This is a genomic window from Crassaminicella thermophila, assembly GCF_008152325.1.
Lineage (GTDB): Bacteria > Bacillota > Clostridia > Peptostreptococcales > Thermotaleaceae > Crassaminicella_A > Crassaminicella_A thermophila.
The window spans coordinates 1,808,132-1,832,069 of sequence record NZ_CP042243.1 but is presented as its reverse complement, the minus strand read 5'-3'; the positions used below and the strand labels follow the sequence as shown (position 1 = coordinate 1,832,069).

At 42.5% G+C, this 23,938-nt stretch carries 10 protein-coding genes, 50 tRNA genes and 7 rRNA genes; 63 read left to right on the top strand and 4 right to left on the bottom strand.

Features of this window, described 5'->3' with window-relative positions; all coding sequences use genetic code 11:
* Positions 1–3 precede the first annotated feature (3 nt).
* The 20 genes from FQB35_RS09105 (at position 4) to FQB35_RS09010 (ending at position 10,965) form a co-directional block, all read left to right on the top strand.
* On the top strand, positions 4–1,122 hold the full coding sequence (locus FQB35_RS09105) for a tetratricopeptide repeat protein (protein ID WP_148809626.1): 1,119 nt from the start codon (positions 4–6) through the stop codon (positions 1,120–1,122).
* Between the two features lie 219 nt (positions 1,123–1,341).
* Positions 1,342–2,250 carry a bifunctional enoyl-CoA hydratase/phosphate acetyltransferase gene (locus tag FQB35_RS09100; RefSeq protein ID WP_148809625.1) on the top strand — a complete coding sequence of 303 codons (909 nt, stop codon included), beginning with the start codon at positions 1,342–1,344 and terminating at the stop codon, positions 2,248–2,250.
* 27 nt (positions 2,251–2,277) lie between these two features.
* A complete protein-coding gene (gene iorA, locus FQB35_RS09095; protein WP_148809624.1) occupies positions 2,278–4,053 on the top strand; it encodes an indolepyruvate ferredoxin oxidoreductase subunit alpha in 1,776 nt (591 codons plus the stop codon).
* Positions 4,054–4,055: 2 nt separating this feature from the next.
* Complete coding sequence (locus FQB35_RS09090) at positions 4,056–4,634, top strand: indolepyruvate oxidoreductase subunit beta (protein ID WP_148809623.1); 579 nt, start codon at positions 4,056–4,058, stop codon at positions 4,632–4,634.
* 425 nt (positions 4,635–5,059) lie between these two features.
* Positions 5,060–6,587: ribosomal RNA gene (locus FQB35_RS09085) — 16S ribosomal RNA — on the top strand.
* Positions 6,588–6,766: 179 nt separating this feature from the next.
* Positions 6,767–9,713, top strand: a 23S ribosomal RNA gene (locus FQB35_RS09080).
* A gap of 36 nt (positions 9,714–9,749) precedes the next feature.
* Positions 9,750–9,866, top strand: a 5S ribosomal RNA gene (gene rrf / locus FQB35_RS09075).
* Positions 9,867–9,873: 7 nt separating this feature from the next.
* Positions 9,874–9,948, top strand: a tRNA-Asn gene (locus tag FQB35_RS09070).
* 7 nt (positions 9,949–9,955) lie between these two features.
* Positions 9,956–10,044: transfer RNA gene (locus FQB35_RS09065), tRNA-Leu, on the top strand.
* A 5-nt stretch (positions 10,045–10,049) separates the two neighbouring features.
* Positions 10,050–10,126: transfer RNA gene (locus tag FQB35_RS09060), tRNA-Met, on the top strand.
* Between the two features lie 7 nt (positions 10,127–10,133).
* Positions 10,134–10,208 (top strand) — tRNA-Glu (locus tag FQB35_RS09055).
* Positions 10,209–10,215: 7 nt separating this feature from the next.
* Positions 10,216–10,292, top strand: a tRNA-Asp gene (locus tag FQB35_RS09050).
* A gap of 8 nt (positions 10,293–10,300) precedes the next feature.
* A tRNA-Thr gene (locus FQB35_RS09045) sits at positions 10,301–10,375 on the top strand.
* A 5-nt stretch (positions 10,376–10,380) separates the two neighbouring features.
* Positions 10,381–10,465, top strand: a tRNA-Tyr gene (locus FQB35_RS09040).
* 5 nt (positions 10,466–10,470) lie between these two features.
* Positions 10,471–10,545 (top strand) — tRNA-Gly (locus FQB35_RS09035).
* 6 nt (positions 10,546–10,551) lie between these two features.
* Positions 10,552–10,627: transfer RNA gene (locus FQB35_RS09030), tRNA-His, on the top strand.
* Positions 10,628–10,636: 9 nt separating this feature from the next.
* Positions 10,637–10,712 (top strand) — tRNA-Gln (locus FQB35_RS09025).
* A gap of 5 nt (positions 10,713–10,717) precedes the next feature.
* Positions 10,718–10,793, top strand: a tRNA-Lys gene (locus FQB35_RS09020).
* A gap of 6 nt (positions 10,794–10,799) precedes the next feature.
* Positions 10,800–10,874 (top strand) — tRNA-Cys (locus FQB35_RS09015).
* 14 nt (positions 10,875–10,888) lie between these two features.
* A tRNA-Arg gene (locus FQB35_RS09010) sits at positions 10,889–10,965 on the top strand.
* Positions 10,966–11,104: 139 nt separating this feature from the next.
* On the opposite strand, the gene FQB35_RS09005 is transcribed toward FQB35_RS09010, so the two are convergent.
* Complete coding sequence (locus FQB35_RS09005) at positions 11,105–11,323, bottom strand: hypothetical protein (RefSeq protein ID WP_168198296.1); 219 nt, start codon at positions 11,321–11,323, stop codon at positions 11,105–11,107.
* Positions 11,324–11,544: 221 nt separating this feature from the next.
* Between FQB35_RS09005 and rrf (FQB35_RS09000) the strand changes: the two genes are divergently transcribed.
* The 17 genes from rrf (FQB35_RS09000) (at position 11,545) to FQB35_RS08920 (ending at position 13,002) form a co-directional block, all read left to right on the top strand.
* Positions 11,545–11,661: ribosomal RNA gene (rrf, locus tag FQB35_RS09000) — 5S ribosomal RNA — on the top strand.
* Together the 16S, 23S and 5S rRNA genes with 29 tRNA genes alongside form the textbook arrangement of a ribosomal RNA operon.
* A gap of 7 nt (positions 11,662–11,668) precedes the next feature.
* Positions 11,669–11,743 (top strand) — tRNA-Asn (locus FQB35_RS08995).
* A 5-nt stretch (positions 11,744–11,748) separates the two neighbouring features.
* Positions 11,749–11,837 (top strand) — tRNA-Leu (locus FQB35_RS08990).
* 6 nt (positions 11,838–11,843) lie between these two features.
* Positions 11,844–11,919 (top strand) — tRNA-Met (locus FQB35_RS08985).
* A gap of 5 nt (positions 11,920–11,924) precedes the next feature.
* A tRNA-Met gene (locus tag FQB35_RS08980) sits at positions 11,925–12,001 on the top strand.
* Between the two features lie 7 nt (positions 12,002–12,008).
* Positions 12,009–12,083: transfer RNA gene (locus FQB35_RS08975), tRNA-Glu, on the top strand.
* Positions 12,084–12,086: 3 nt separating this feature from the next.
* Positions 12,087–12,162 (top strand) — tRNA-Val (locus FQB35_RS08970).
* Positions 12,163–12,170: 8 nt separating this feature from the next.
* Positions 12,171–12,247 (top strand) — tRNA-Asp (locus FQB35_RS08965).
* 9 nt (positions 12,248–12,256) lie between these two features.
* Positions 12,257–12,331: transfer RNA gene (locus FQB35_RS08960), tRNA-Thr, on the top strand.
* A gap of 5 nt (positions 12,332–12,336) precedes the next feature.
* Positions 12,337–12,421, top strand: a tRNA-Tyr gene (locus FQB35_RS08955).
* A 5-nt stretch (positions 12,422–12,426) separates the two neighbouring features.
* Positions 12,427–12,501: transfer RNA gene (locus tag FQB35_RS08950), tRNA-Gly, on the top strand.
* Between the two features lie 7 nt (positions 12,502–12,508).
* Positions 12,509–12,582 (top strand) — tRNA-Gly (locus FQB35_RS08945).
* Between the two features lie 6 nt (positions 12,583–12,588).
* A tRNA-His gene (locus FQB35_RS08940) sits at positions 12,589–12,664 on the top strand.
* Positions 12,665–12,673: 9 nt separating this feature from the next.
* Positions 12,674–12,749: transfer RNA gene (locus FQB35_RS08935), tRNA-Gln, on the top strand.
* Positions 12,750–12,754: 5 nt separating this feature from the next.
* A tRNA-Lys gene (locus FQB35_RS08930) sits at positions 12,755–12,830 on the top strand.
* 6 nt (positions 12,831–12,836) lie between these two features.
* Positions 12,837–12,911 (top strand) — tRNA-Cys (locus FQB35_RS08925).
* 14 nt (positions 12,912–12,925) lie between these two features.
* Positions 12,926–13,002: transfer RNA gene (locus FQB35_RS08920), tRNA-Arg, on the top strand.
* Positions 13,003–13,057: 55 nt separating this feature from the next.
* On the opposite strand, the gene FQB35_RS08915 is transcribed toward FQB35_RS08920, so the two are convergent.
* Positions 13,058–13,246 carry an alpha/beta-type small acid-soluble spore protein gene (locus FQB35_RS08915; protein WP_148809621.1) on the bottom strand — a complete coding sequence of 63 codons (189 nt, stop codon included), beginning with the start codon at positions 13,244–13,246 and terminating at the stop codon, positions 13,058–13,060.
* Between the two features lie 331 nt (positions 13,247–13,577).
* Here FQB35_RS08915 and FQB35_RS08910 point away from each other — a divergent pair, with 331 nt between their 5' ends.
* The 25 genes from FQB35_RS08910 (at position 13,578) to FQB35_RS08790 (ending at position 21,004) form a co-directional block, all read left to right on the top strand.
* Positions 13,578–14,156, top strand: coding sequence for a thymidine kinase (locus tag FQB35_RS08910; RefSeq protein WP_148809620.1), 579 nt, complete (start codon positions 13,578–13,580; stop codon positions 14,154–14,156).
* Between the two features lie 212 nt (positions 14,157–14,368).
* Positions 14,369–15,898 (top strand): 16S ribosomal RNA (locus FQB35_RS08905).
* Positions 15,899–16,077: 179 nt separating this feature from the next.
* Positions 16,078–19,014: ribosomal RNA gene (locus FQB35_RS08900) — 23S ribosomal RNA — on the top strand.
* 98 nt (positions 19,015–19,112) lie between these two features.
* Positions 19,113–19,229 (top strand): 5S ribosomal RNA (gene rrf / locus FQB35_RS08895).
* Positions 19,230–19,236: 7 nt separating this feature from the next.
* Positions 19,237–19,311 (top strand) — tRNA-Asn (locus FQB35_RS08890).
* 6 nt (positions 19,312–19,317) lie between these two features.
* Positions 19,318–19,406 (top strand) — tRNA-Leu (locus FQB35_RS08885).
* 6 nt (positions 19,407–19,412) lie between these two features.
* Positions 19,413–19,488: transfer RNA gene (locus FQB35_RS08880), tRNA-Met, on the top strand.
* Positions 19,489–19,492: 4 nt separating this feature from the next.
* Positions 19,493–19,567, top strand: a tRNA-Glu gene (locus FQB35_RS08875).
* A 3-nt stretch (positions 19,568–19,570) separates the two neighbouring features.
* A tRNA-Val gene (locus FQB35_RS08870) sits at positions 19,571–19,646 on the top strand.
* Positions 19,647–19,654: 8 nt separating this feature from the next.
* Positions 19,655–19,731 (top strand) — tRNA-Asp (locus FQB35_RS08865).
* A gap of 8 nt (positions 19,732–19,739) precedes the next feature.
* Positions 19,740–19,814 (top strand) — tRNA-Thr (locus tag FQB35_RS08860).
* A gap of 5 nt (positions 19,815–19,819) precedes the next feature.
* Positions 19,820–19,904 (top strand) — tRNA-Tyr (locus FQB35_RS08855).
* Positions 19,905–19,909: 5 nt separating this feature from the next.
* Positions 19,910–19,984 (top strand) — tRNA-Gly (locus FQB35_RS08850).
* Between the two features lie 7 nt (positions 19,985–19,991).
* Positions 19,992–20,065 (top strand) — tRNA-Gly (locus FQB35_RS08845).
* 4 nt (positions 20,066–20,069) lie between these two features.
* Positions 20,070–20,146: transfer RNA gene (locus FQB35_RS08840), tRNA-Arg, on the top strand.
* 7 nt (positions 20,147–20,153) lie between these two features.
* A tRNA-Gln gene (locus FQB35_RS08835) sits at positions 20,154–20,229 on the top strand.
* Between the two features lie 5 nt (positions 20,230–20,234).
* Positions 20,235–20,310: transfer RNA gene (locus FQB35_RS08830), tRNA-Lys, on the top strand.
* Between the two features lie 5 nt (positions 20,311–20,315).
* Positions 20,316–20,404 (top strand) — tRNA-Ser (locus tag FQB35_RS08825).
* A 7-nt stretch (positions 20,405–20,411) separates the two neighbouring features.
* A tRNA-Ser gene (locus FQB35_RS08820) sits at positions 20,412–20,503 on the top strand.
* Between the two features lie 7 nt (positions 20,504–20,510).
* Positions 20,511–20,587 (top strand) — tRNA-Ile (locus FQB35_RS08815).
* 6 nt (positions 20,588–20,593) lie between these two features.
* Positions 20,594–20,669, top strand: a tRNA-Trp gene (locus FQB35_RS08810).
* 13 nt (positions 20,670–20,682) lie between these two features.
* Positions 20,683–20,759, top strand: a tRNA-Pro gene (locus FQB35_RS08805).
* Between the two features lie 4 nt (positions 20,760–20,763).
* Positions 20,764–20,840, top strand: a tRNA-Ile gene (locus FQB35_RS08800).
* A 7-nt stretch (positions 20,841–20,847) separates the two neighbouring features.
* Positions 20,848–20,924 (top strand) — tRNA-Ile (locus tag FQB35_RS08795).
* 4 nt (positions 20,925–20,928) lie between these two features.
* Positions 20,929–21,004: transfer RNA gene (locus tag FQB35_RS08790), tRNA-Phe, on the top strand.
* Positions 21,005–21,086: 82 nt separating this feature from the next.
* Here the strand turns inward: FQB35_RS08790 and FQB35_RS08785 are convergent.
* Positions 21,087–22,094, bottom strand: coding sequence for a ribonuclease H-like domain-containing protein (locus FQB35_RS08785; RefSeq protein WP_168198295.1), 1,008 nt, complete (start codon positions 22,092–22,094; stop codon positions 21,087–21,089).
* A 144-nt stretch (positions 22,095–22,238) separates the two neighbouring features.
* Between FQB35_RS08785 and FQB35_RS08780 the strand changes: the two genes are divergently transcribed.
* Entirely contained in the window at positions 22,239–22,607 is a 369-nt protein-coding gene (locus FQB35_RS08780) for a zinc ribbon domain-containing protein (protein ID WP_148809618.1), read from the top strand.
* Positions 22,608–22,642: 35 nt separating this feature from the next.
* On the opposite strand, the gene FQB35_RS08775 is transcribed toward FQB35_RS08780, so the two are convergent.
* Entirely contained in the window at positions 22,643–23,638 is a 996-nt protein-coding gene (locus FQB35_RS08775; protein ID WP_148809617.1) for an asparaginase, read from the bottom strand.
* Positions 23,639–23,938 lie beyond the last annotated feature (300 nt).

The window sequence follows — 23,938 nt, the reverse complement described above, 5'->3', positions numbered from 1 at the left end:
TATATGTTAAAAAGAATAGAGAAATATATGAAAGATCGATTAGATAAAGTTGTTTTTATTGAATTAAAAAAGGATGCTCATATAGGAGATCCTAAATTTGAAATCTTAAAAGATATACCAATCCCAATGAATATCAATGAATTGGTTAAGCCAATTAAAGAAGGGGATACAGACTATAATCTATCTTTAGCAGGTATGGCAAGAGGAATGATTTTTGTAATTGGGCTAGATTGTGATTTTAAATATATACAAGATTATAAAAAGTTTTTATATGCATTTGATACACAGATAGAAGATTATATCAGTTATGAGGGTTTAAAGCTTGCGGAAGAAGGAAAATTTTATGATGCACTTATATATTTTAAAGCACTTATTACATTAGATGAAAACAATATTAATGGACTATATAATTGTGCTAGATGTTGCCAAGATATTGCTTCAGCTTCAGAAAATAAAGAAAAGAAAAAGGATTTTAAGAGAGAAGCAATTGAAATTTTAGAGATAATTACTGAAAAATATCCTGATTTTTCTTTGGCATATTACCACTTAGGGTTTCATTATGCAAACCAAAATCTGTTTAAAAAAGCTCAATTAACATGGGAGAAGTGTTTAAGCTTAGATATAGATGAAGAAAAAAGAAAAGAAATATTGTTTCAGATGAAGGAACTAAAGGACCAAATACAATATGAAGAAGGATATACATATATTTTAAACAATCAACCAGATTTAGGAATTGAAAAATTATTACCACTATTAGAAAAATATTCTGATTGGTGGAATTTACTGTTTTTTGTTGGACTAGGGTATAGGCAATTAGGAAATATACAAGAAGCAATAAACTATCTAAAAAAAATACTGACAATAAAGCCAACACAAGTAGATACATTAAACGAATTAGGGTTATGCTATGCTTCTATCTATGATTTTGACAAGGCAGAAAAATATTTTCGTAAAGCTCTTCAATTTAAAGAAAATGATAGTGAGATACTAGCTAATTTAGGAATGGTATACATGGAAAGTGGTAAATTAGATTTAGCTAGAGAAGTTTTAGAAAAATCCATGCAGATAAATCCAAATGATGAGATTACAAAGCAGTGTATTCAAAAACTAAATTTAATGTAAAAAAGAACATCACATATATTGATGTTCTTTTTATGTTTCTATAAAGTCTATATTTATAAAAGTTTATCAAATAAACAAATAATATTTCAAAGTACTAGAAAAATTCAGTAAATTATAGTATATTATAATTATATAGTATGTTTTATATAAAAGCTTAAAATTTTTGTTTACTAGCTATTAAAAAATTTTAATAAAATAAAAAATATATGGAGTGATAGAATGGTTAAAAATTTTGAAGAATTAATTAAGGTTGCAAAAGAACAGAAAAAAATGAGATTGACAGTGGCAGCAGCACAAGACGAAGAAGTTTTAGTTGCTGTTTGTGGTGCATCTCAGCTAGGAATTATTGAGCCTATATTTATTGGAGACAAAGAAAAAATCAATCAAATTGCAAAAGAAAATGATTTAAAAATGGATCAATATGAAATTATTGATCAAAAAGAGTTAGAAGATTCTGCGAAGACGGCAGTAAGATTAGTAAGTTCAGGACAAGCAGATTTTGTTATGAAAGGATTACTAGATACTTCTATTTTACTAAAGGCTGTGTTGGATAAGGAAATAGGGCTAAGAACAGATAGTCAGTTAAGTCATGTAATGGTCTATGATATTCCAACATATCATAAGCTACTATTTTTAACGGATGGAGGAATGAACATAGCACCAGTTTTAGAAGAAAAAGTAAAAATTACAAAAAATGCTATACAAGTAGCAAAATCAATGGGGATAGAAAGGGTTAAAGTTGCAGCCTTAGCAGCAAAAGAAAAGGTAAGTTCCAAAATGCAAGCAACTATTGATGCAGATATGTTAAAACAGATGAGTGAAAATGGAGAGTTTGGTAAAGGTGTTATTGTAGATGGTCCGTTAGCGCTTGATTTGGCTATATCAAAGGAAGCAGCACAAATTAAAAAATTTGATAGTGAAGTTGCAGGAGATGCAGATGTTTTACTTGTACCAACTATTGAAGTTGGTAATGGTATTGGAAAAGCTTTAACTTATTTTGCAAATGCAGAATCAGCAGGAATAATTATGGGCGCGAAGGCCCCTGTAGTTTTAGTTTCTAGGGCTGATACGCATGAAGCAAAACTGAATTCAATTGCTTTAGGATGTGTAATTGCAGCAAATAAGTAAATTATAAACTTAAAGGAGAGTGAAAACATGAAGGAGTTTTTGACAGGAAATGAAGCAATTGCTCGTGGAGCATATGAGGCTGGCGTTACTTTTGTTTCTGCATATCCAGGAACACCTAGTACTGAAATATTAGAAAATATAGCACCTTATAAGGAACATGTATATGCAGAATGGGCACCTAATGAGAAAGTAGCTTTAGAGGCTGCTATTGGTGCATCTATAGCTGGAGCTAGAGCTCTTGCAGCGATGAAACATGTTGGAGTTAATGTTGCTGCAGATCCACTGTTTACTTATGCGTATACAGGTGTAAATGGAGGACTAATTTTAGTATCAGCAGATGATCCAGGAATGCATAGTTCTCAAAATGAACAGGATAATAGATATTATGCAAAATTCTCAAAAGTAGCAATGATAGAGCCGAGTGATAGTCAAGAAGCGAAAGATTTTGTGAAAATTGCTTTAGAAATCAGTGAAAAGTATGATACACCTGTGTTGTTTAGGGTTACTACAAGAATCTGTCATAGTAAAACTCTTGTTGAATTAGGAGAAAGAGAAGAAGTTGGTATAAAACCGTATAAAAAGGATATTTCTAAGTATGTTGCAACGCCAGCAAATGGTAGAGTTCTTCATGTAAAGGTAGAAGAAAGATTAAAACAACTAGAAAAATTTAGTAATGAAACTGAGCTAAATAAAATAGAGTGGAATGATAAAAAGATAGGTATAGTTACTTCTGGTATTGCTTATCAATATGCAAAAGAAGTTTTTGGAGATACTGCATCTTACCTTAAGTTAGGTTTTACTCACCCATTACCTATGAAAAAAATTGAAGAGTTTGCTAATGAAGTAGAAGTTTTATATGTTATAGAAGAGTTAGAACCATATATAGAAGAACAGATGAAAGCTGCTGGTATAAAATGTATTGGTAAGGAATTAATTCCTAGAATAGGAGAACTGAACCCAGATATTATTGCAAAAGCTATATTAAAAGAAGAAAGACAAACTATTCAATATGATGAAGCAAAAATAGTAGGACGACCTCCAACATTGTGTGCTGGATGTCCACATAGAGGATTCTTCTACATGTTGGCTAAGAAGAAAAATATTATGATTACTGGAGATATAGGTTGTTATACTTTAGGTTCAGCAGAGCCTTTATCAGCTATGGATACATGTATTTGTATGGGAGCAAGTGTAAGTGCTGGACATGGAGCTCAAAAAGCATTTGAATTTAATGGTATTGATAAGAAGGTTGTAGGTGTTATTGGGGACTCAACTTTCTTCCATTCAGGAGTCACTGGACTTATGGATATTGTATATAACAAAGGAAATGCTGTTACTGTAATACTTGATAATAGAATTACAGGTATGACTGGACATCAAGAAAATCCTGGTACTGGGTATACTCTTCAAGGAGATAAAACACACGCAATAAATATACCATTGCTTTGTGAAGCGGTAGGTATAAAGAAAGAAAATATATATATAATAAATCCATTAGATTTAGATGCTTGTAAAAAGACGATTGATGAAGCTTTAGATAAAACAGAACCAGTTGTGATTATTACTGAATGGCCATGTGTTCTTAAAAAGCCATCTCCAGAAGATATTGAAAAATTCGGCAATAAAAGAACAATATGTAAAGTAGATGAAGAGAAGTGTAAAGCGTGTAGAATTTGTACAAAAACAGGGTGTCCTGCTATATCTTTTGATGAAAAAGCTAGTATTAATGAAGATATGTGTGTAGGTTGTGATGTATGTCTTCAAGCATGTCCGTTTGATGCTATTGAAAAGGTGGGTGAATAAATATGGCAGAGGTAAAAAATATTTTATTAGTAGGTGTAGGAGGGCAAGGAATAATCTTAGCTAGTAAAATTTTAGCACAAGGTTTAATTAGTGCAGGATATGATGTAAAGATGTCTGAAGTGCATGGTATGGCGCAAAGAGGTGGGAGTGTTACGACACAAGTTAGATATGGGAAAAAGGTATATTCTCCAATCATAGGAAAAGGTCAAGCGGATATTATTGTATCTTTTGAAAAAATGGAGACATTAAGATGGTTAGATCATTTAAAAGTAGACGGAAAAGTTGTAGTAAATGATTATGAAATTCCATCTGCTCCTATATTAATAGGGGATGCTAAGTATCCTGAGAATGTAATTGAAATATTAAAAGAAAAAGCTGATACAACAATTTTTAAAGCAGCAGATATTGCGAAAGAATTAGGAAATATAAAAACTATGAATGTAGTTATGTTAGGAGCTCTTGCAAAAGCTATGGGGTTAGAAGAAGTGGATTGGGGAAAAATTGTAAAAAATAATGTGAAAGAAAAATTTGTGAATATTAATATAAAAGCATTAAATAAAGGTATGGAACAAGTGAAATAGTATAAAAAAAGAAGCTCATTAAAATATAAAAAAGTGGGCTTCTTTTTAAATGATTATATTGAAAATTTTATGAATAAGGGAAGGGTAAAATACTTATAATAATTAAGAAATGTTAATTTAGGAATAGAATAACATAATAATTTACAAAAAAATATTGACTTTAATAATAAAATGCGATATAGTATCAATTGTCTCTTTTGAGGAAAAAGATTAGAATAAATTAATAATTGACATATAAGAATCAGTATGGTAATATGTAAATTGTCGTCGCGTCAATACAGAATAAAAAAATCAAAAAAATAGTTGACAGATTCGACAAAAAATGATAAGATAAAAAAGTTGCTAAATGGCGATAAGATGTTTGATCTTTGAAAACTACACAGTGTAAGAAATTAAGCCAGCAATAATTTTTAACCTCGAAGATTTTTTGAGAGAGTTTGATCCTGGCTCAGGATGAACGCTGGCGGCGTGCCTAACACATGCAAGTCGAGCGAAGCGAATACGACAGAATCTTCGGATGAAGTTGTATAAGCTTAGCGGCGGACGGGTGAGTAACGCGTAGGCAACCTGCCCTATACAGAGGGATAGCCTCGGGAAACCGGGATTAATACCTCATAAAACCCTAGTATCGCATGATACATGAGTCAAAGATTTATCGGTATAGGATGGGCCTGCGTCTGATTAGCTAGTTGGTGAGGTAAAGGCTCACCAAGGCGACGATCAGTAGCCGACCTGAGAGGGTGATCGGCCACACTGGAACTGAGACACGGTCCAGACTCCTACGGGAGGCAGCAGTGGGGAATATTGCACAATGGGCGAAAGCCTGATGCAGCAACGCCGCGTGAGCGATGAAGGCCTTCGGGTCGTAAAGCTCTGTCCTAAGGGAAGAAAACTGACGGTACCTTAGGAGGAAGCCCCGGCTAACTACGTGCCAGCAGCCGCGGTAATACGTAGGGGGCGAGCGTTATCCGGAATCACTGGGCGTAAAGGGTGCGTAGGCGGCCGATAAAGTCTGGGGTGAAAGGCTACGGCTCAACCGTAGTAAGCCTTGGAAACTTATTGGCTTGAGTGCAGGAGAGGAGAGTGGAATTCCTAGTGTAGCGGTGAAATGCGTAGATATTAGGAGGAACACCAGTGGCGAAGGCGACTCTCTGGACTGTAACTGACGCTGAGGCACGAAAGCGTGGGGAGCGAACAGGATTAGATACCCTGGTAGTCCACGCCGTAAACGATGAGTGCTAGGTGTCTGAGGGTAACCCTTAGGTGCCGCAGCTAACGCATTAAGCACTCCGCCTGGGGAGTACGGTCGCAAGACTGAAACTCAAAGGAATTGACGGGGACCCGCACAAGCAGCGGAGCATGTGGTTTAATTCGAAGCAACGCGAAGAACCTTACCAGGACTTGACATCCTCTGCATTAACCTTAACCGGTGAAATCCCTTCGGGGACAGAGAGACAGGTGGTGCATGGTTGTCGTCAGCTCGTGTCGTGAGATGTTGGGTTAAGTCCCGCAACGAGCGCAACCCTTGTCTTTAGTTGCCAGCATTTCGGATGGGCACTCTAGAGAGACTGCCGGGGACAACTCGGAGGAAGGTGGGGATGACGTCAAATCATCATGCCCCTTATGTTCTGGGCTACACACGTGCTACAATGGCTGGTACAACGGGAAGCGAAGGAGTAATCCGGAGCAAATCCTAAAAGCCAGTCTCAGTTCGGATTGTGGGCTGCAACTCGCCCACATGAAGCTGGAGTTGCTAGTAATCGTGGATCAGAATGCCGCGGTGAATGCGTTCCCGGGTCTTGTACACACCGCCCGTCACACCATGGGAGTTGGGGGCGCCCGAAGTCAGCTATCTAACCATTTTGGAGGAAGCTGCCGAAGGTGAAACCAATGACTGGGGTGAAGTCGTAACAAGGTAGCCGTATCGGAAGGTGCGGCTGGATCACCTCCTTTCTAAGGAGAAAGGCTTAACTTACACTGTTTAGTTTTGAAAGATCAAATGATCTTTCAAATCGTAGGATGTACTTTAAGCAACAGAAATCATGAGTGTAACGAATGATTTTGTTGGCGCCGTACATTTTATGAAGTAAAATGTACTTTGAAAACTGAACAATGCATAAAATACAATTTCTGGTCAAGTTATAAAGAGCATAGGGTGAATGCCTTGGCACCAGGAGCCGAAGAAGGACGTGGTAAGCTGCGATAAGCCTCGGGGAACTGCAAGCAAGTTTTGATCCGGGGATTTCCGAATGGGGAAACCCACCTAGGGTAATACTTAGGTACCCACTACTGAATCCATAGGTAGTGAGGAGGCATACCAGGGGAACTGAAACATCTAAGTACCCTGAGGAAAAGAAAGAAAACTCGATTCCCTAAGTAGCGGCGAGCGAAAGGGGATTAGCCCAAACCTAGAAAATTTTTTCTAGGGGTTGCGGATATACTCATAAGAGCGAAGAATTTGTAGCCGAAGAGGTCTGGAAAGGCCCACCATAGGAGGTAATAGTCCTGTAGGCGAAACAAAGTTTAGCTTGAGTATACTCCAGAGTACCACGAGACACGTGAAACCTTGTGGGAAGCAGGGGGGACCACCCCCCAAGGCTAAATACTACCTGGTGACCGATAGCGCATAGTACCGTGAGGGAAAGGTGAAAAGAACCCCGGGAGGGGAGTGAAATAGAACCTGAAACCCTATGTTTACAAGCGGTGGAAGTTCTTTATATGAACGACCGCGTACTTTTTGTAGAACGGGCCAACGAGTTACGGTATGCAGCAAGGTTAAGTAGTTAAGCTACGGAGCCGCAGCGAAAGCGAGTCTGAATAGGGCGATTTAGTTGTATGCCGTAGACCCGAAACCGGGTGACCTATCCATGAGCAGGTTGAAGCGGAAGTAAAATTTCGTGGAGGACCGAACCCATGTCTGTTGAAAAAGGCTGGGATGACTTGTGGATAGCGGAGAAATTCCAATCGAACTCGGAGATAGCTGGTTCTCCCCGAAATAGCTTTAGGGCTAGCCTCAAAGTTAGTGATACGGAGGTAGAGCACTGAATGTCCTAGGGGCCCTCACCGGTTACCGAAGACTATCAAACTCCGAATGCCGTAATCATATCTTTGGGAGTCAGACTATGTGTGATAAGATTCATAGTCGAGAGGGAAACAGCCCAGACCGTCAGCTAAGGTCCCTAAGTACAGGTTAAGTGGAAAAGGATGTGGGATTGCATAGACAACTAGGATGTTGGCTTAGAAGCAGCCACTCATTTAAAGAGTGCGTAATAGCTCACTAGTCGAGTGATCCTGCGCCGAAAATTACCGGGGCTCAAACCTGTCACCGAAGCTACGGCTTACTGATAGTATTTATATTATTGGTAGGGGTAGGGGAGCATTCTATACGGGCTGAAGTCATACCGAAAGGAATGGTGGACTGTATAGAAGAGAGAATGTTGGCATGAGTAGCGAGAGGTAGGTGAGAATCCTACCCGCCGAAAACCTAAGGTTTCCTGAGGAAGGTTCGTCCGCTCAGGGTTAGTCGGGACCTAAGCCGAGGACGAAAGTCGTAGGCGATGGACAACAGGTTGAAATTCCTGTACCACCGAAAATCGTTTGAGCAATGGGGTGACACAGGAGGATAGGCTAAGCGCACCGTTGGTTGTGTGCGTCTAAGCCCGTAGGGAGTCTATGTAGGCAAATCCGCGTAGGCAATCCTGAAAGGTGATGGGGAGCGAAATATAGTAGCGAACTTGCTGATTCCACACTGTCGAGAAAAGCCTCTAGCGAGATCTAGGTGCCCGTACCGCAAACCGACACAGGTAGGTGAGGAGAGAATCCTAAGGCGAGCGAGAGAACTATTGTTAAGGAACTCGGCAAAATGACCCCGTAACTTAGGGAGAAGGGGTGCCACGGTAGGGTGTTAAAGCCCGAGGTGGCCGCAGAGAATAGGCCCAAGCGACTGTTTAGCAAAAAAACACAGGTCTCTGCTAAGTCGAAAAGACGATGTATAGGGGCTGACGCCTGCCCGGTGCTGGAAGGTTAAGGGGACGTGTTAACGTAAGTGAAGCACTGAACTTAAGCCCCAGTAAACGGCGGCCGTAACTATAACGGTCCTAAGGTAGCGAAATTCCTTGTCGGGTAAGTTCCGACCCGCACGAAAAGGCGTAACGATTTGGGCACTGTCTCAACAATAGACTCGGTGAAATTGTAGTACCGGTGAAGATGCCGGTTACCCGCAGCAGGACGGAAAGACCCCGTGGAGCTTTACTGTAGCCTGACACTGGATTTTGGTATTACATGTACAGCATAGGTGGGAGACTTAGAAGCATGTACGCCAGTATGTGTGGAGTCGCCGTTGGGATACCACTCTTGTAATACTGAAGTTCTAACCAGAAGCTGTGAATCCAGCTTTGGGACACTGTCAGGTGGGCAGTTTGACTGGGGCGGTCGCCTCCTAAAAAGGTAACGGAGGCGCCCAAAAGGTTCCCTCAGCGCGGTCGGAAATCGCGCGTAGAGTGTAAAAGGCAGAAGGGAGCTTGATTGCGAGACTTACAAGTCGAGCAAGGACGAAAGTCGGGCTTAGTGATCCGGTGGTTCCGAGTGGAAGGGCCATCGCTCAACGGATAAAAGCTACCCCGGGGATAACAGGCTTATCTCCCCCAAGAGTCCACATCGACGGGGAGGTTTGGCACCTCGATGTCGGCTCGTCTCATCCTGGGGCTGAAGTAGGTCCCAAGGGTTGGGCTGTTCGCCCATTAAAAGAGGCACGCGAGCTGGGTTCAGAACGTCGTGAGACAGTTCGGTCCCCTATCCGCTGTGGGCGCAGGAAATTTGAGAGGAGCTGTCCTTAGTACGAGAGGACCGGGATGGACGTACCTCTGGTGTATCAGTTGTCGCGCCAGCGGCATGGCTGAGTAGCTATGTACGGACGGGATAAGCGCTGAAGGCATCTAAGCGCGAAGCCCCCCTCAAGATTAGATTTCCCATGACGTAAGTCAGTAAGACCCCAGAAAGACCATCTGGTTGATAGGCCTAAGGTGTAAGGGCAGTAATGTCTTAAGCTGATAGGTACTAATAGGTCGAGGACTTGACCAAATATGCATTGTTCAGTTTTGAGGGTACAACCTCTAATCCAGTGACAATAGCGAAGGGGTCACACCTGTTCCCATACCGAACACAGAAGTTAAGCCCTTCAGCGCTGATGGTACTTAGGCGGAGACGCCTTGGGAGAGTAGGTCGTCGCTGGTTTGATTGTTCCAAGGTAGCTCAATGGTGGAGCACCCGGCTGTTAACCGGTAGGTTGTGGGTTCGAGTCCCACCCTTGGAGCCAAAAAAATGCCGGGGTGGCGGAACTGGCAGACGCACAGGACTTAAAATCCTGCGGTCCTTACAGACCGTACCGGTTCGATTCCGGTCCCCGGCACCAAATATGGCGGCGTAGCTTAGTTGGCTAGAGCGTCCGGTTCATACCCGGAAGGTCGGTGGTTCAAGTCCACTCGCCGCTACCAAAAATAAGGCCCATTGGTCAAGCGGTCAAGACACCGCCCTTTCACGGCGGTAACCCGGGTTCGATTCCCGGATGGGTCACCATTAATTTGGCCCGGTAGTTCAGTTGGTTAGAATGCCAGCCTGTCACGCTGGAGGTCGAGGGTTCGAGTCCCTTCCGGGTCGCCAATGAATTTGCTGGTGTGGCTCAACGGTAGAGCAGCTGACTTGTAATCAGCAGGTTGGGGGTTCGATTCCCTTCGCCAGCTCCAGATATGGAGGAATTCCCGAGAGGCCAAAGGGGGCGGACTGTAAATCCGTTAGCTTAGCTTTCGGTGGTTCGAATCCACCTTCCTCCACCAAATATGCGGAAGTGGCTCAGTGGTAGAGCATCGCCTTGCCAAGGCGAGGGTCGCGGGTTCGAATCCCGTCTTCCGCTCCATATATGGTGGCTGTAGTCAAGCGGTTAAGACACAGGATTGTGGCTCCTGCATGCGTGGGTTCGAATCCCATCAGCCACCCCAAAAAAATGTTGGGGTATCGCCAAGTCGGTAAGGCACCAGACTTTGACTCTGGCATTCGTAGGTTCGAGTCCTGCTACCCCAGCCAGATGTGACCCATTAGCTCAGTTGGTAGAGCACTTGACTTTTAATCAAGGTGTCCCGCGTTCGAGCCGCGGATGGGTCACCAATGTATGGCGGCATAGCCAAGTGGTAAGGCAGAGGTCTGCAAAACCTTTATTCCCCAGTTCGAATCTGGGTGCCGCCTCCATTTTTTGCTTATATGCGCTCATAGCTCAGCTGGATAGAGTGTCTGACTACGAATCAGAAGGTCCGGGGTTCGAATCCCTGTGGGCGCACCATGAAAATAATAAAAATAGAGGAACGACATAAATTCGTATCCTCTATTTTTGAATTATGAGATTTGGATAATCTTGTGGTTTAGTATAACTTGTACTATTTTATAATATTTTTATTATTTTAATTTTTGTATTAATAAGTTCATTTATCAGTAATAAAGTGTTTGATCCAGTCTTTTTTAGTAGGACGAAGCACATTAGGAATTTTATTTTCTCCAAAATTCATCATAGCAATATATCTTATACAATTTAAATAATTGCATTTACAATAATAATCTATAATATATTTTGTAGTTTCTGAATCATTTTTGAACTTACTTTTAAAGTAAGGACATTTAAACATGTAAGGGCAGTTTAACATTAGAGTACCTTCTTTCTATTAAACGAATAATTGTTTAATATATTATATGAAACAAGCTATAAAAGTGTTAAATAGGGATTTTTAAAATAAGATAAAAAATGTATAAAAATGCTTGACAAAATCAAGTATTTTTGATAACATATATTTTGTCGTCAGCTGATAGAAATAAATAGTTGACAGCAAATGATAAATGTGTTAATATATATACTGTTCCGAAAAAATCCAGTGACAATAGCGAAGGGGTCACACCTGTTCCCATACCGAACACAGAAGTTAAGCCCTTCAGCGCTGATGGTACTTAGGCGGAGACGCCTTGGGAGAGTAGGTCGTCGCTGGTTTGATTGTTCCAAGGTAGCTCAATGGTGGAGCACCCGGCTGTTAACCGGTAGGTTGTGGGTTCGAGTCCCACCCTTGGAGCCAAAAATGCCGGGGTGGCGGAACTGGCAGACGCACAGGACTTAAAATCCTGCGGTCCTTACAGACCGTACCGGTTCGATTCCGGTCCCCGGCACCATAACATCGCGGAGTGGAGCAGTTGGTAGCTCGTCGGGCTCATAACCCGAAGGTCGTAGGTTCAAATCCTGCCTCCGCAACCAAATATGGCGGCGTAGCTTAGCTGGCTAGAGCGTCCGGTTCATACCCGGAAGGTCGGTGGTTCAAGTCCACTCGCCGCTACCAAAAATAAGGCCCATTGGTCAAGCGGTCAAGACACCGCCCTTTCACGGCGGTAACCCGGGTTCGATTCCCGGATGGGTCACCATTAGGGCGCATAGCTCAGCTGGGAGAGCACCTGCCTTACAAGCAGGGGGTCATAGGTTCGATCCCTATTGCGCCCACCATTTAATTTGGCCCGGTAGTTCAGTTGGTTAGAATGCCAGCCTGTCACGCTGGAGGTCGAGGGTTCGAGTCCCTTCCGGGTCGCCAATAAATTTTGCTGGTGTGGCTCAACGGTAGAGCAGCTGACTTGTAATCAGCAGGTTGGGGGTTCGATTCCCTTCGCCAGCTCCAGATATGGAGGAATTCCCGAGAGGCCAAAGGGGGCGGACTGTAAATCCGTTAGCTTAGCTTTCGGTGGTTCGAATCCACCTTCCTCCACCAAATATGCGGAAGTGGCTCAGTGGTAGAGCATCGCCTTGCCAAGGCGAGGGTCGCGGGTTCGAATCCCGTCTTCCGCTCCAAAGATATGCGGATGTAGTTCAATGGTAGAACTCCAGCCTTCCAAGCTGGTAGCGTGGGTTCGATTCCCATCATCCGCTCCATATATGGTGGCTGTAGTCAAGCGGTTAAGACACAGGATTGTGGCTCCTGCATGCGTGGGTTCGAATCCCATCAGCCACCCCAAAAAAATGTTGGGGTATCGCCAAGTCGGTAAGGCACCAGACTTTGACTCTGGCATTCGTAGGTTCGAGTCCTGCTACCCCAGCCAGATGTGACCCATTAGCTCAGTTGGTAGAGCACTTGACTTTTAATCAAGGTGTCCCGCGTTCGAGCCGCGGATGGGTCACCAATGTATGGCGGCATAGCCAAGTGGTAAGGCAGAGGTCTGCAAAACCTTTATTCCCCAGTTCGAATCTGGGTGCCGCCTCCATTTTTTGCTTATATGCGCTCATAGCTCAGCTGGATAGAGTGTCTGACTACGAATCAGAAGGTCCGGGGTTCGAATCCCTGTGGGCGCACCATAAAAACAATAAAAATAGAGGAACTACATAAATCGTTCCTCTATTTTTATTGTTTTTATTTGTTTGTCAATTCTTTTTCTGCCATTTCGACTAATTTTCTAGTAATTAATCCTGTATGATATGAAGCCAAATAGCTACTGTCTATAGGATTAGAATCATTTATCCCTAATTCTTTTGCCATTTCCATTTTAAATTGATCTAGGGCTGTTCTTGCTTCAGGTACCACCAATTTTTTTCTTGTCATTATAACCAACTCCTTAAGCAATTTTAATTGTTTAATAATCTAATTTTGTTATGAATATAAACAATTAATATACTATTAGTATATCCCTAAAATTTAAGATTCATTGATATATAATTTACATATAAGTAATTTATAAAGAATTGAATAGTTAGAAGAATAGTTGTATTATTTTGTTATGATTTATTAAGAGGAATTTTAAATAAAATATCTAATACATAACATAATGCGAAAATAGGATGGAGATATTTTGTAAATAAAAGTAGCGTATCTATTGAGATAGATTATGATATTTTTAGGCTTGTAATGAGCTTGATTAAAAGGAGGAATATATATGGCACAACTTTATTATAGGTACAGTACAATGAATGCTGGAAAATCTATTGAAGTAATTAAGGTAGCATATAATTATGAAGAAAGGGATAAAAGAGCTTTGGTATTAACTTCAGCATTGGATAATCGATATGAAATAGGAAAAGTTACATCTAGAATAGGTTTAGAGAAGGAAGCAATTATTATTGAAGATAATACCAATATACTGAGTGTATTTCTACTAGAAAATAATAAGCAAAAGATAGATTGTGTAATTATTGATGAATGTCAATTTTTAAAAAAGCATCATGTTGAGGAATTAATAGAAATAGTGGATAGTTGTAATGTACCTGTACTGTGTTATGGATTAAAGAATGATTTTAAGAATGAACTATTTGAAGGTTCTTATTGGTTATTAGTATATGCTGATAAAATTGAAGAAATAAAGACAATCTGTTGGTGTGGTAGAAAAGCTACAACAAATGCAAGAGTTATAAATGGAAAGATTGTAAAAGATGGGGATCAGATACAAATAGGAGGAAATGAGTTATATGTTCCTCTATGTAGAAAACATTATAATGATGGAACAATAAAGAAATAATAGAAAAGACAAATTTAATGTTGACAAGTTATAAAAAAAATGATAATATATATTATGTTGTCGCGAGATTCAACCCATAACAAAAAAAGGTTGACAGATTCGACAAAAAATGATAAGATAAAAAAGTCGCTAAACGGCGATAAGATGTTTGATCTTTGAAAACTACACAGTGTAAGAAATTAAGCCAGCAATAATTTTTAACCTCGAAGATTTTTTGAGAGAGTTTGATCCTGGCTCAGGATGAACGCTGGCGGCGTGCCTAACACATGCAAGTCGAGCGAAGCGAATATGACAGAATCTTCGGATGAAGTTGTATAAGCTTAGCGGCGGACGGGTGAGTAACGCGTAGGCAACCTGCCCTATACAGAGGGATAGCCTCGGGAAACCGGGATTAATACCTCATAAAACTCTAGTATCGCATGATACATGAGTCAAAGATTTATCGGTATAGGATGGGCCTGCGTCTGATTAGCTAGTTGGTGAGGTAAAGGCTCACCAAGGCGACGATCAGTAGCCGACCTGAGAGGGTGATCGGCCACACTGGAACTGAGACACGGTCCAGACTCCTACGGGAGGCAGCAGTGGGGAATATTGCACAATGGGCGAAAGCCTGATGCAGCAACGCCGCGTGAGCGATGAAGGCCTTCGGGTCGTAAAGCTCTGTCCTAAGGGAAGAAAACTGACGGTACCTTAGGAGGAAGCCCCGGCTAACTACGTGCCAGCAGCCGCGGTAATACGTAGGGGGCGAGCGTTATCCGGAATCACTGGGCGTAAAGGGTGCGTAGGCGGCCGATAAAGTCTGGGGTGAAAGGCTACGGCTCAACCGTAGTAAGCCTTGGAAACTTATTGGCTTGAGTGCAGGAGAGGAGAGTGGAATTCCTAGTGTAGCGGTGAAATGCGTAGATATTAGGAGGAACACCAGTGGCGAAGGCGACTCTCTGGACTGTAACTGACGCTGAGGCACGAAAGCGTGGGGAGCGAACAGGATTAGATACCCTGGTAGTCCACGCCGTAAACGATGAGTGCTAGGTGTCGGGGGGTACCACCCTCGGTGCCGCAGCTAACGCATTAAGCACTCCGCCTGGGGAGTACGGTCGCAAGACTGAAACTCAAAGGAATTGACGGGGACCCGCACAAGCAGCGGAGCATGTGGTTTAATTCGAAGCAACGCGAAGAACCTTACCAGGACTTGACATCCTCTGCATTACCAGTAACGTGGGAAATCCCTTCGGGGACAGAGAGACAGGTGGTGCATGGTTGTCGTCAGCTCGTGTCGTGAGATGTTGGGTTAAGTCCCGCAACGAGCGCAACCCTTGTCTTTAGTTGCCAGCATGTCACGATGGGCACTCTAGAGAGACTGCCGGGGACAACTCGGAGGAAGGTGGGGATGACGTCAAATCATCATGCCCCTTATGTTCTGGGCTACACACGTGCTACAATGGCTGGTACAACGGGAAGCGAAGGAGTAATCCGGAGCAAATCCTAAAAGCCAGTCTCAGTTCGGATTGTGGGCTGCAACTCGCCCACATGAAGCTGGAGTTGCTAGTAATCGTGGATCAGAATGCCGCGGTGAATGCGTTCCCGGGTCTTGTACACACCGCCCGTCACACCATGGGAGTTGGGGGCGCCCGAAGTCAGCTATCTAACCATTTTGGAGGAAGCTGCCGAAGGTGAAACCAATGACTGGGGTGAAGTCGTAACAAGGTAGCCGTATCGGAAGGTGCGGCTGGATCACCTCCTTTCTAAGGAGAAAGGCTTAACTTACACTGTTTAGTTTTGAAAGATCAAATGATCTTTCAAATCGTAGGATGTACTTTAAGCAACAGAAATCATGAGTGTAACGAATGATTTTGTTGGCGCCGTACATTTTATGAAGTAAAATGTACTTTGAAAACTGAACAATGCATAAAATACAATTTCTGGTCAAGTTATAAAGAGCATAGGGTGAATGCCTTGGCACCAGGAGCCGAAGAAGGACGTGGTAAGCTGCGATAAGCCTCGGGGAACTGCAAGCAAGTTTTGATCCGGGGATTTCCGAATGGGGAAACCCACCTAGGGTAATACTTAGGTACCCACTACTGAATCCATAGGTAGTGAGGAGGCATACCAGGGGAACTGAAACATCTAAGTACCCTGAGGAAAAGAAAGAAAACTCGATTCCCTAAGTAGCGGCGAGCGAAAGGGGATTAGCCCAAACCTAGAAAATTTTTTCTAGGGGTTGCGGATATACTCATAAGAGCGAAGAATTTGTAGCCGAAGAGGTCTGGAAAGGCCCACCATAGGAGGTAATAGTCCTGTAGGCGAAACAAAGTTTAGCTTGAGTATACTCCAGAGTACCACGAGACACGTGAAACCTTGTGGGAAGCAGGGGGGACCACCCCCCAAGGCTAAATACTACCTGGTGACCGATAGCGCATAGTACCGTGAGGGAAAGGTGAAAAGAACCCCGGGAGGGGAGTGAAATAGAACCTGAAACCCTATGTTTACAAGCGGTGGAAGTTCTTTATATGAACGACCGCGTACTTTTTGTAGAACGGGCCAACGAGTTACGGTATGCAGCAAGGTTAAGTAGTTAAGCTACGGAGCCGCAGCGAAAGCGAGTCTGAATAGGGCGATTTAGTTGTATGCCGTAGACCCGAAACCGGGTGACCTATCCATGAGCAGGTTGAAGCGGAAGTAAAATTTCGTGGAGGACCGAACCCATGTCTGTTGAAAAAGGCTGGGATGACTTGTGGATAGCGGAGAAATTCCAATCGAACTCGGAGATAGCTGGTTCTCCCCGAAATAGCTTTAGGGCTAGCCTCAAAGTTAGTGATACGGAGGTAGAGCACTGAATGTCCTAGGGGCCCTCACCGGTTACCGAAGACTATCAAACTCCGAATGCCGTAATCATATCTTGGGAGTCAGACTATGTGTGATAAGATTCATAGTCGAGAGGGAAACAGCCCAGACCGTCAGCTAAGGTCCCTAAGTACAGGTTAAGTGGAAAAGGATGTGGGATTGCATAGACAACTAGGATGTTGGCTTAGAAGCAGCCACTCATTTAAAGAGTGCGTAATAGCTCACTAGTCGAGTGATCCTGCGCCGAAAATTACCGGGGCTCAAACCTGTCACCGAAGCTACGGCTTACTGATAGTATTTATATTATTGGTAGGGGTAGGGGAGCATTCTATACGGGCTGAAGTCATACCGAAAGGAATGGTGGACTGTATAGAAGAGAGAATGTTGGCATGAGTAGCGAGAGGTAGGTGAGAATCCTACCCGCCGAAAACCTAAGGTTTCCTGAGGAAGGTTCGTCCGCTCAGGGTTAGTCGGGACCTAAGCCGAGGACGAAAGTCGTAGGCGATGGACAACAGGTTGAAATTCCTGTACCACCGAAAATCGTTTGAGCAATGGGGTGACACAGGAGGATAGGCTAAGCGCACCGTTGGTTGTGTGCGTCTAAACCCGTAGGGAGTCTATGTAGGCAAATCCGCGTAGGCAATCCTGAAAGGTGATGGGGAGCGAAATATAGTAGCGAACTTGCTGATTCCACACTGTCGAGAAAAGCCTCTAGCGAGATCTAGGTGCCCGTACCGCAAACCGACACAGGTAGGTGAGGAGAGAATCCTAAGGCGAGCGAGAGAACTATTGTTAAGGAACTCGGCAAAATGACCCCGTAACTTAGGGAGAAGGGGTGCCACGGTAGGGTGTTAAAGCCCGAGGTGGCCGCAGAGAATAGGCCCAAGCGACTGTTTAGCAAAAACACAGGTCTCTGCTAAGTCGAAAGACGATGTATAGGGGCTGACGCCTGCCCGGTGCTGGAAGGTTAAGGGGACGTGTTAACGTAAGTGAAGCACTGAACTTAAGCCCCAGTAAACGGCGGCCGTAACTATAACGGTCCTAAGGTAGCGAAATTCCTTGTCGGGTAAGTTCCGACCCGCACGAAAGGCGTAACGATTTGGGCACTGTCTCAACAATAGACTCGGTGAAATTGTAGTACCGGTGAAGATGCCGGTTACCCGCAGCAGGACGGAAAGACCCCGTGGAGCTTTACTGTAGCCTGACACTGGATTTTGGTATTACATGTACAGCATAGGTGGGAGACTTAGAAGCATGTACGCCAGTATGTGTGGAGTCGCCGTTGGGATACCACTCTTGTAATACTGAAGTTCTAACCAGAAGCTGTGAATCCAGCTTTGGGACACTGTCAGGTGGGCAGTTTGACTGGGGCGGTCGCCTCCTAAAAGGTAACGGAGGCGCCCAAAGGTTCCCTCAGCGCGGTCGGAAATCGCGCGTAGAGTGTAAAGGCAGAAGGGAGCTTGATTGCGAGACTTACAAGTCGAGCAAGGACGAAAGTCGGGCTTAGTGATCCGGTGGTTCCGAGTGGAAGGGCCATCGCTCAACGGATAAAAGCTACCCCGGGGATAACAGGCTTATCTCCCCCAAGAGTCCACATCGACGGGGAGGTTTGGCACCTCGATGTCGGCTCGTCTCATCCTGGGGCTGAAGTAGGTCCCAAGGGTTGGGCTGTTCGCCCATTAAAGAGGCACGCGAGCTGGGTTCAGAACGTCGTGAGACAGTTCGGTCCCTATCCGCTGTGGGCGCAGGAAATTTGAGAGGAGCTGTCCTTAGTACGAGAGGACCGGGATGGACGTACCTCTGGTGTATCAGTTGTCGCGCCAGCGGCATGGCTGAGTAGCTATGTACGGACGGGATAAGCGCTGAAGGCATCTAAGCGCGAAGCCCCCCTCAAGATTAGATTTCCCATGACGTAAGTCAGTAAGATCCCAGAAAGACCATCTGGTTGATAGGCCTAAGGTGTAAGGGCAGTAATGTCTTAAGCTGATAGGTACTAATAGGTCGAGGACTTGACCAAATATGCATTGTTCAGTTTTGAGGGTATATATTAAAAAAACAAAAAAAGGGTTGACAAAACAGAAAAAATGTATTAATATATATCTTGTCCTTAAAAAATCCAGTGACAATAGCGAAGGGGTCACACCTGTTCCCATACCGAACACAGAAGTTAAGCCCTTCAGCGCTGATGGTACTTAGGCGGAGACGCCTTGGGAGAGTAGGTCGTCGCTGGTTTGATTGTTCCAAGGTAGCTCAATGGTGGAGCACCCGGCTGTTAACCGGTAGGTTGTGGGTTCGAGTCCCACCCTTGGAGCCAAAAAATGCCGGGGTGGCGGAACTGGCAGACGCACAGGACTTAAAATCCTGCGGTCCTTACAGACCGTACCGGTTCGATTCCGGTCCCCGGCACCATAACATCGCGGAGTGGAGCAGTTGGTAGCTCGTCGGGCTCATAACCCGAAGGTCGTAGGTTCAAATCCTGCCTCCGCAACCAATGTGGCCCATTGGTCAAGCGGTCAAGACACCGCCCTTTCACGGCGGTAACCCGGGTTCGATTCCCGGATGGGTCACCATTAGGGCGCATAGCTCAGCTGGGAGAGCACCTGCCTTACAAGCAGGGGGTCATAGGTTCGATCCCTATTGCGCCCACCATTTAATTTGGCCCGGTAGTTCAGTTGGTTAGAATGCCAGCCTGTCACGCTGGAGGTCGAGGGTTCGAGTCCCTTCCGGGTCGCCAATAAACTTGCTGGTGTGGCTCAACGGTAGAGCAGCTGACTTGTAATCAGCAGGTTGGGGGTTCGATTCCCTTCGCCAGCTCCAAATATGGAGGAATTCCCGAGAGGCCAAAGGGGGCGGACTGTAAATCCGTTAGCTTAGCTTTCGGTGGTTCGAATCCACCTTCCTCCACCAAATATGCGGAAGTGGCTCAGTGGTAGAGCATCGCCTTGCCAAGGCGAGGGTCGCGGGTTCGAATCCCGTCTTCCGCTCCAAAGATATGCGGATGTAGTTCAATGGTAGAACTCCAGCCTTCCAAGCTGGTAGCGTGGGTTCGATTCCCATCATCCGCTCCAATGTGGGTTCATAGCTCAGCTGGATAGAGCAACGGCCTTCTAAGCCGTGTGTCCGGGGTTCGAATCCCTGTGGACCCGCCAAAAATAATGGGGTATCGCCAAGTCGGTAAGGCACCAGACTTTGACTCTGGCATTCGTAGGTTCGAGTCCTGCTACCCCAGCCAGATATGACCCATTAGCTCAGTTGGTAGAGCACTTGACTTTTAATCAAGGTGTCCCGCGTTCGAGCCGCGGATGGGTCACCAACCTTGGAGAGGTGTCCGAGTGGTTTAAGGAGCTGGTCTTGAAAACCAGTGACTCCGCAAGGGGCCGTGGGTTCGAATCCCACCCTCTCCGCCATATATATGGAGAAGTACTCAAGTAGGCTGAAGAGGACGGTTTGCTAAACCGTTAGGCCGAGTAATCGGTGCGCGGGTTCGAATCCCGCCTTCTCCGCCAAAAGTGGGGGCCTTTAGCTCAGTTGGTTAGAGCGTCCGGCTCATAACCGGCAGGTCCGGGGTTCGAGTCCCTGAAGGCCCACCATATTGTAGGGGTATAGCTCAGTTGGTAGAGCAGTGGTCTCCAAAACCACGTGCCGAGGGTTCGAGTCCTTCTGCCCCTGCCAATTACAAAATAGTCGGGGTGTAGCGCAGTTTGGTAGCGCATCTGGTTTGGGACCAGGGGGCCGCGGGTTCAAATCCTGCCACCCCGACCAATATGGGCTTGTAGCTCAGGTGGTTAGAGCGCACGCCTGATAAGCGTGAGGTCGGAGGTTCGAGTCCTCCCAAGCCCACCATGTATTGGGGCCTTTAGCTCAGTTGGTTAGAGCGTCCGGCTCATAACCGGCAGGTCCGGGGTTCGAGTCCCTGAAGGCCCACCAATTTGCCCAGATAGCTCAGTCGGTAGAGCAGGGGACTGAAAATCCCCGTGTCGGTGGTTCGATTCCGCCTCTGGGCACCAACAAAGTGCAAGCATACTCCATTGGAGTATGCTTGTTTTTATATTTATTAAGGCTTAGGTTATTTAACTAATAACCTAAGCCTTATGTTATTTTTTTGAAAATATAGGGAATGAGAATAGATATAAAAGAATGAATTTCTATAGTTTGTATTTTTTTATCTATTTTAAATAAAATAATGTTCTTAGGAATACGAGCATCTAGTGAAACCTTACTATAGAGAAAAGAAAAATCATTAGTATCGATATACAAGCATTGAGAACCTGAAGAAAGCCGGCCTTTATATAAAGGGATAGTTATAGAAAACGTATTGGTTTCTTTTGTATATTCAAAACTAAAACTACTTTCATAAGCAACATAATCATCTATATTTTTATTTTTGCATATTCCTTTCAAATATAAAGTTCCATTCTTAATTATCTGATTTGTTACATATATCATATTATCGTTTGTATAAAAAACCTGTGGGAAACAACTTATAATTTGCTCATGGGAAATCTGGTCTAATATCATTAAAGACTTGCCTAAATAATATAGATCATCATAGTTATGAAGGAGTATAGTGTTTTTTAGCTGTATATTTTGATTCTTTTCAAATTGAGCATACAATGATACACTTTCTTTTCCAGAAATTGTATCATTTCGATGGATACCTAGATATTTTTCAATAGATTTTAGTTTACAGTTTTTAAGGTTTAAATTTTTTTGAACTTTTCTTATTAATTTTAATATATCAATACTTTTATAGCTTTCAATAGAATAATTAATTTTATTAGCTAAGAATCTTTTATTTAAGAAAGGGATGTCAAAGGTATTTCCATTATAATTAATAAGAATATCAAAATGTTTGATGACTTTGATAAATGACTTTAATAAGGATAATTCTTCGTTTCTATTATTGCAGAAGAATTGTTTTATGGTAATATTACCATTTTCTAAGTATAAAAGGCCAATAAGTATAACCTGATCATCATTAGGATTTAAACCTGTTGTTTCAATATCAAATATAGCAAAGTTCATATGCTTGTAAAAAGATACAAAATTTTTTGGTAGATTAAATATTTCTTTTAGATTATTTTCTATGATTTCCAAAATATCAACTCCCTTTGGTATTTCTGCGAATATATTATAATATATCATATAGACAAAAAACAATGAAGTTTAATACGCAATGAGTTTTTAAAGACCTAATACTTTTATATAGAATATATTGATAATAGAAGGGGAGGGGATGTTATGGATTTTATGGATAAGCTAGCACAGAAAGTTTCGTCTGGAACAAGAATGATATCTCAAAAGACAGATGAGATTATTGAAATAGCAGAGTTAAAAATAGATTTAAAGAATATTGAAGAGGAAATTGAAGAAGCAAAATTATATATTGGTGAATTGGTATATAAATATTTTTTAAGTAAAAATGAGAGTATGCCAGTAAGTGCTATTAACTCAAAATGTAGAGAAATTCAAAGAATGGAATATGAAAAAAATAGAATAAAAACACGATTAAATAAAATAAAAGGATTAAAATATTGTAATTTTTGTGGAGAAGTAATTATAGATGAAGAAAACTATTGTCCAAAGTGTGGTCATAAAATTATAAGGTAATTATAAAGAATCAGGATATAAAAGATCCTGATTCTTTATTTATAAAAATCTTTTTCAAAAATTTCTTTTACTTTTTCTCTAGCATTTGTCACACTTAAAGCTAACATAAGCTTAATTCTAGCTTTTTGTCCAGGAAGGTTACCACCTAAAATTACACCAAGATTTCTTAAGCTTCTTCCTGCGCCTTCATATCCATAGGTATCTAGAACTCTACCCATAGGGCATCTAGATACCATAACAACGATTACATTATTATCAAGAGCGTATTTAATACCTTCAACCATTTGAGGAGGAATGTTTCCTCTTCCCATTGCTTCAATAACAATCCCTTTGCTACCTGAATCTACACAAAATTTTATTAAGCGAGAATCCATGCCAACAGCTGTTTTAATCAAGTCTACATTTACTTCAATTTTCTCTGTTTGTATATGGCTGTGTTTTGTAATATCTCGATAAAAAATTACTTCATCATTGTCTACAATCCCTAAGGGACCAAATTCCATTGATTTGAAAGTATCTAAAGCTAGTGTATGTGTTTTTGTAACTTCACTAGCGGCATTTAATTCATTATTCATAACGATTAAAACACCTTTATTTTTTGCTTGTTTTGAGATTGCAGTACATATTGCAGCAGATAAGTTGCTTGATCCGTCATAACCTAATTCAGAGCTATTTCTCATAGCACCTACAACAATAATAGGTTTTTCGCTATTGATTGTTAAGTCTAACAAATATGCTGTTTCTTCAAGGGAGTCTGTACCATGAGTTATAACAACACCTGTAATATCTTCCCTTGAAATTAATTTCTTTACGAGTTTTGCTAAATCCATCATTTTTTGAGGTGTCATATGAGGGCCAGGAATTCGATCGAAATTTACAATTTCAATATCAGCATACTTATCAATATTTGTCACCATGGACATAATCTCTTCGCTAGATAGTGCAGGAATAGCTGCAGATATTCTTGGATCTATTTTCATAGAAATGGTTCCACCAGTAAAAACAACAGCTACTTTATTTGTATTTTTCATTGAAAATCCCCCCTATTATAGGTGTTTAAATAGCTATATCCTTTTATATCTTAACAGATATAAAGGGACATAGCCATATAAATTTATTAAATTTTTTTAAAACAAAAGAACCAGTCCATAAGGACTGGTTCTTTTGTTGGTTTACGTTCAAAAGGGGTATTGGGAATAGAGATTATATTATCGAGGTTATCAGGGGGATAACCACTAAACAAATTATAACAAAAACCGACAAATTTGACAAGTGTTTTGACAAATTTTTTATAAATAATTTTTTTTAAATAAATATAAACAAATTGGACT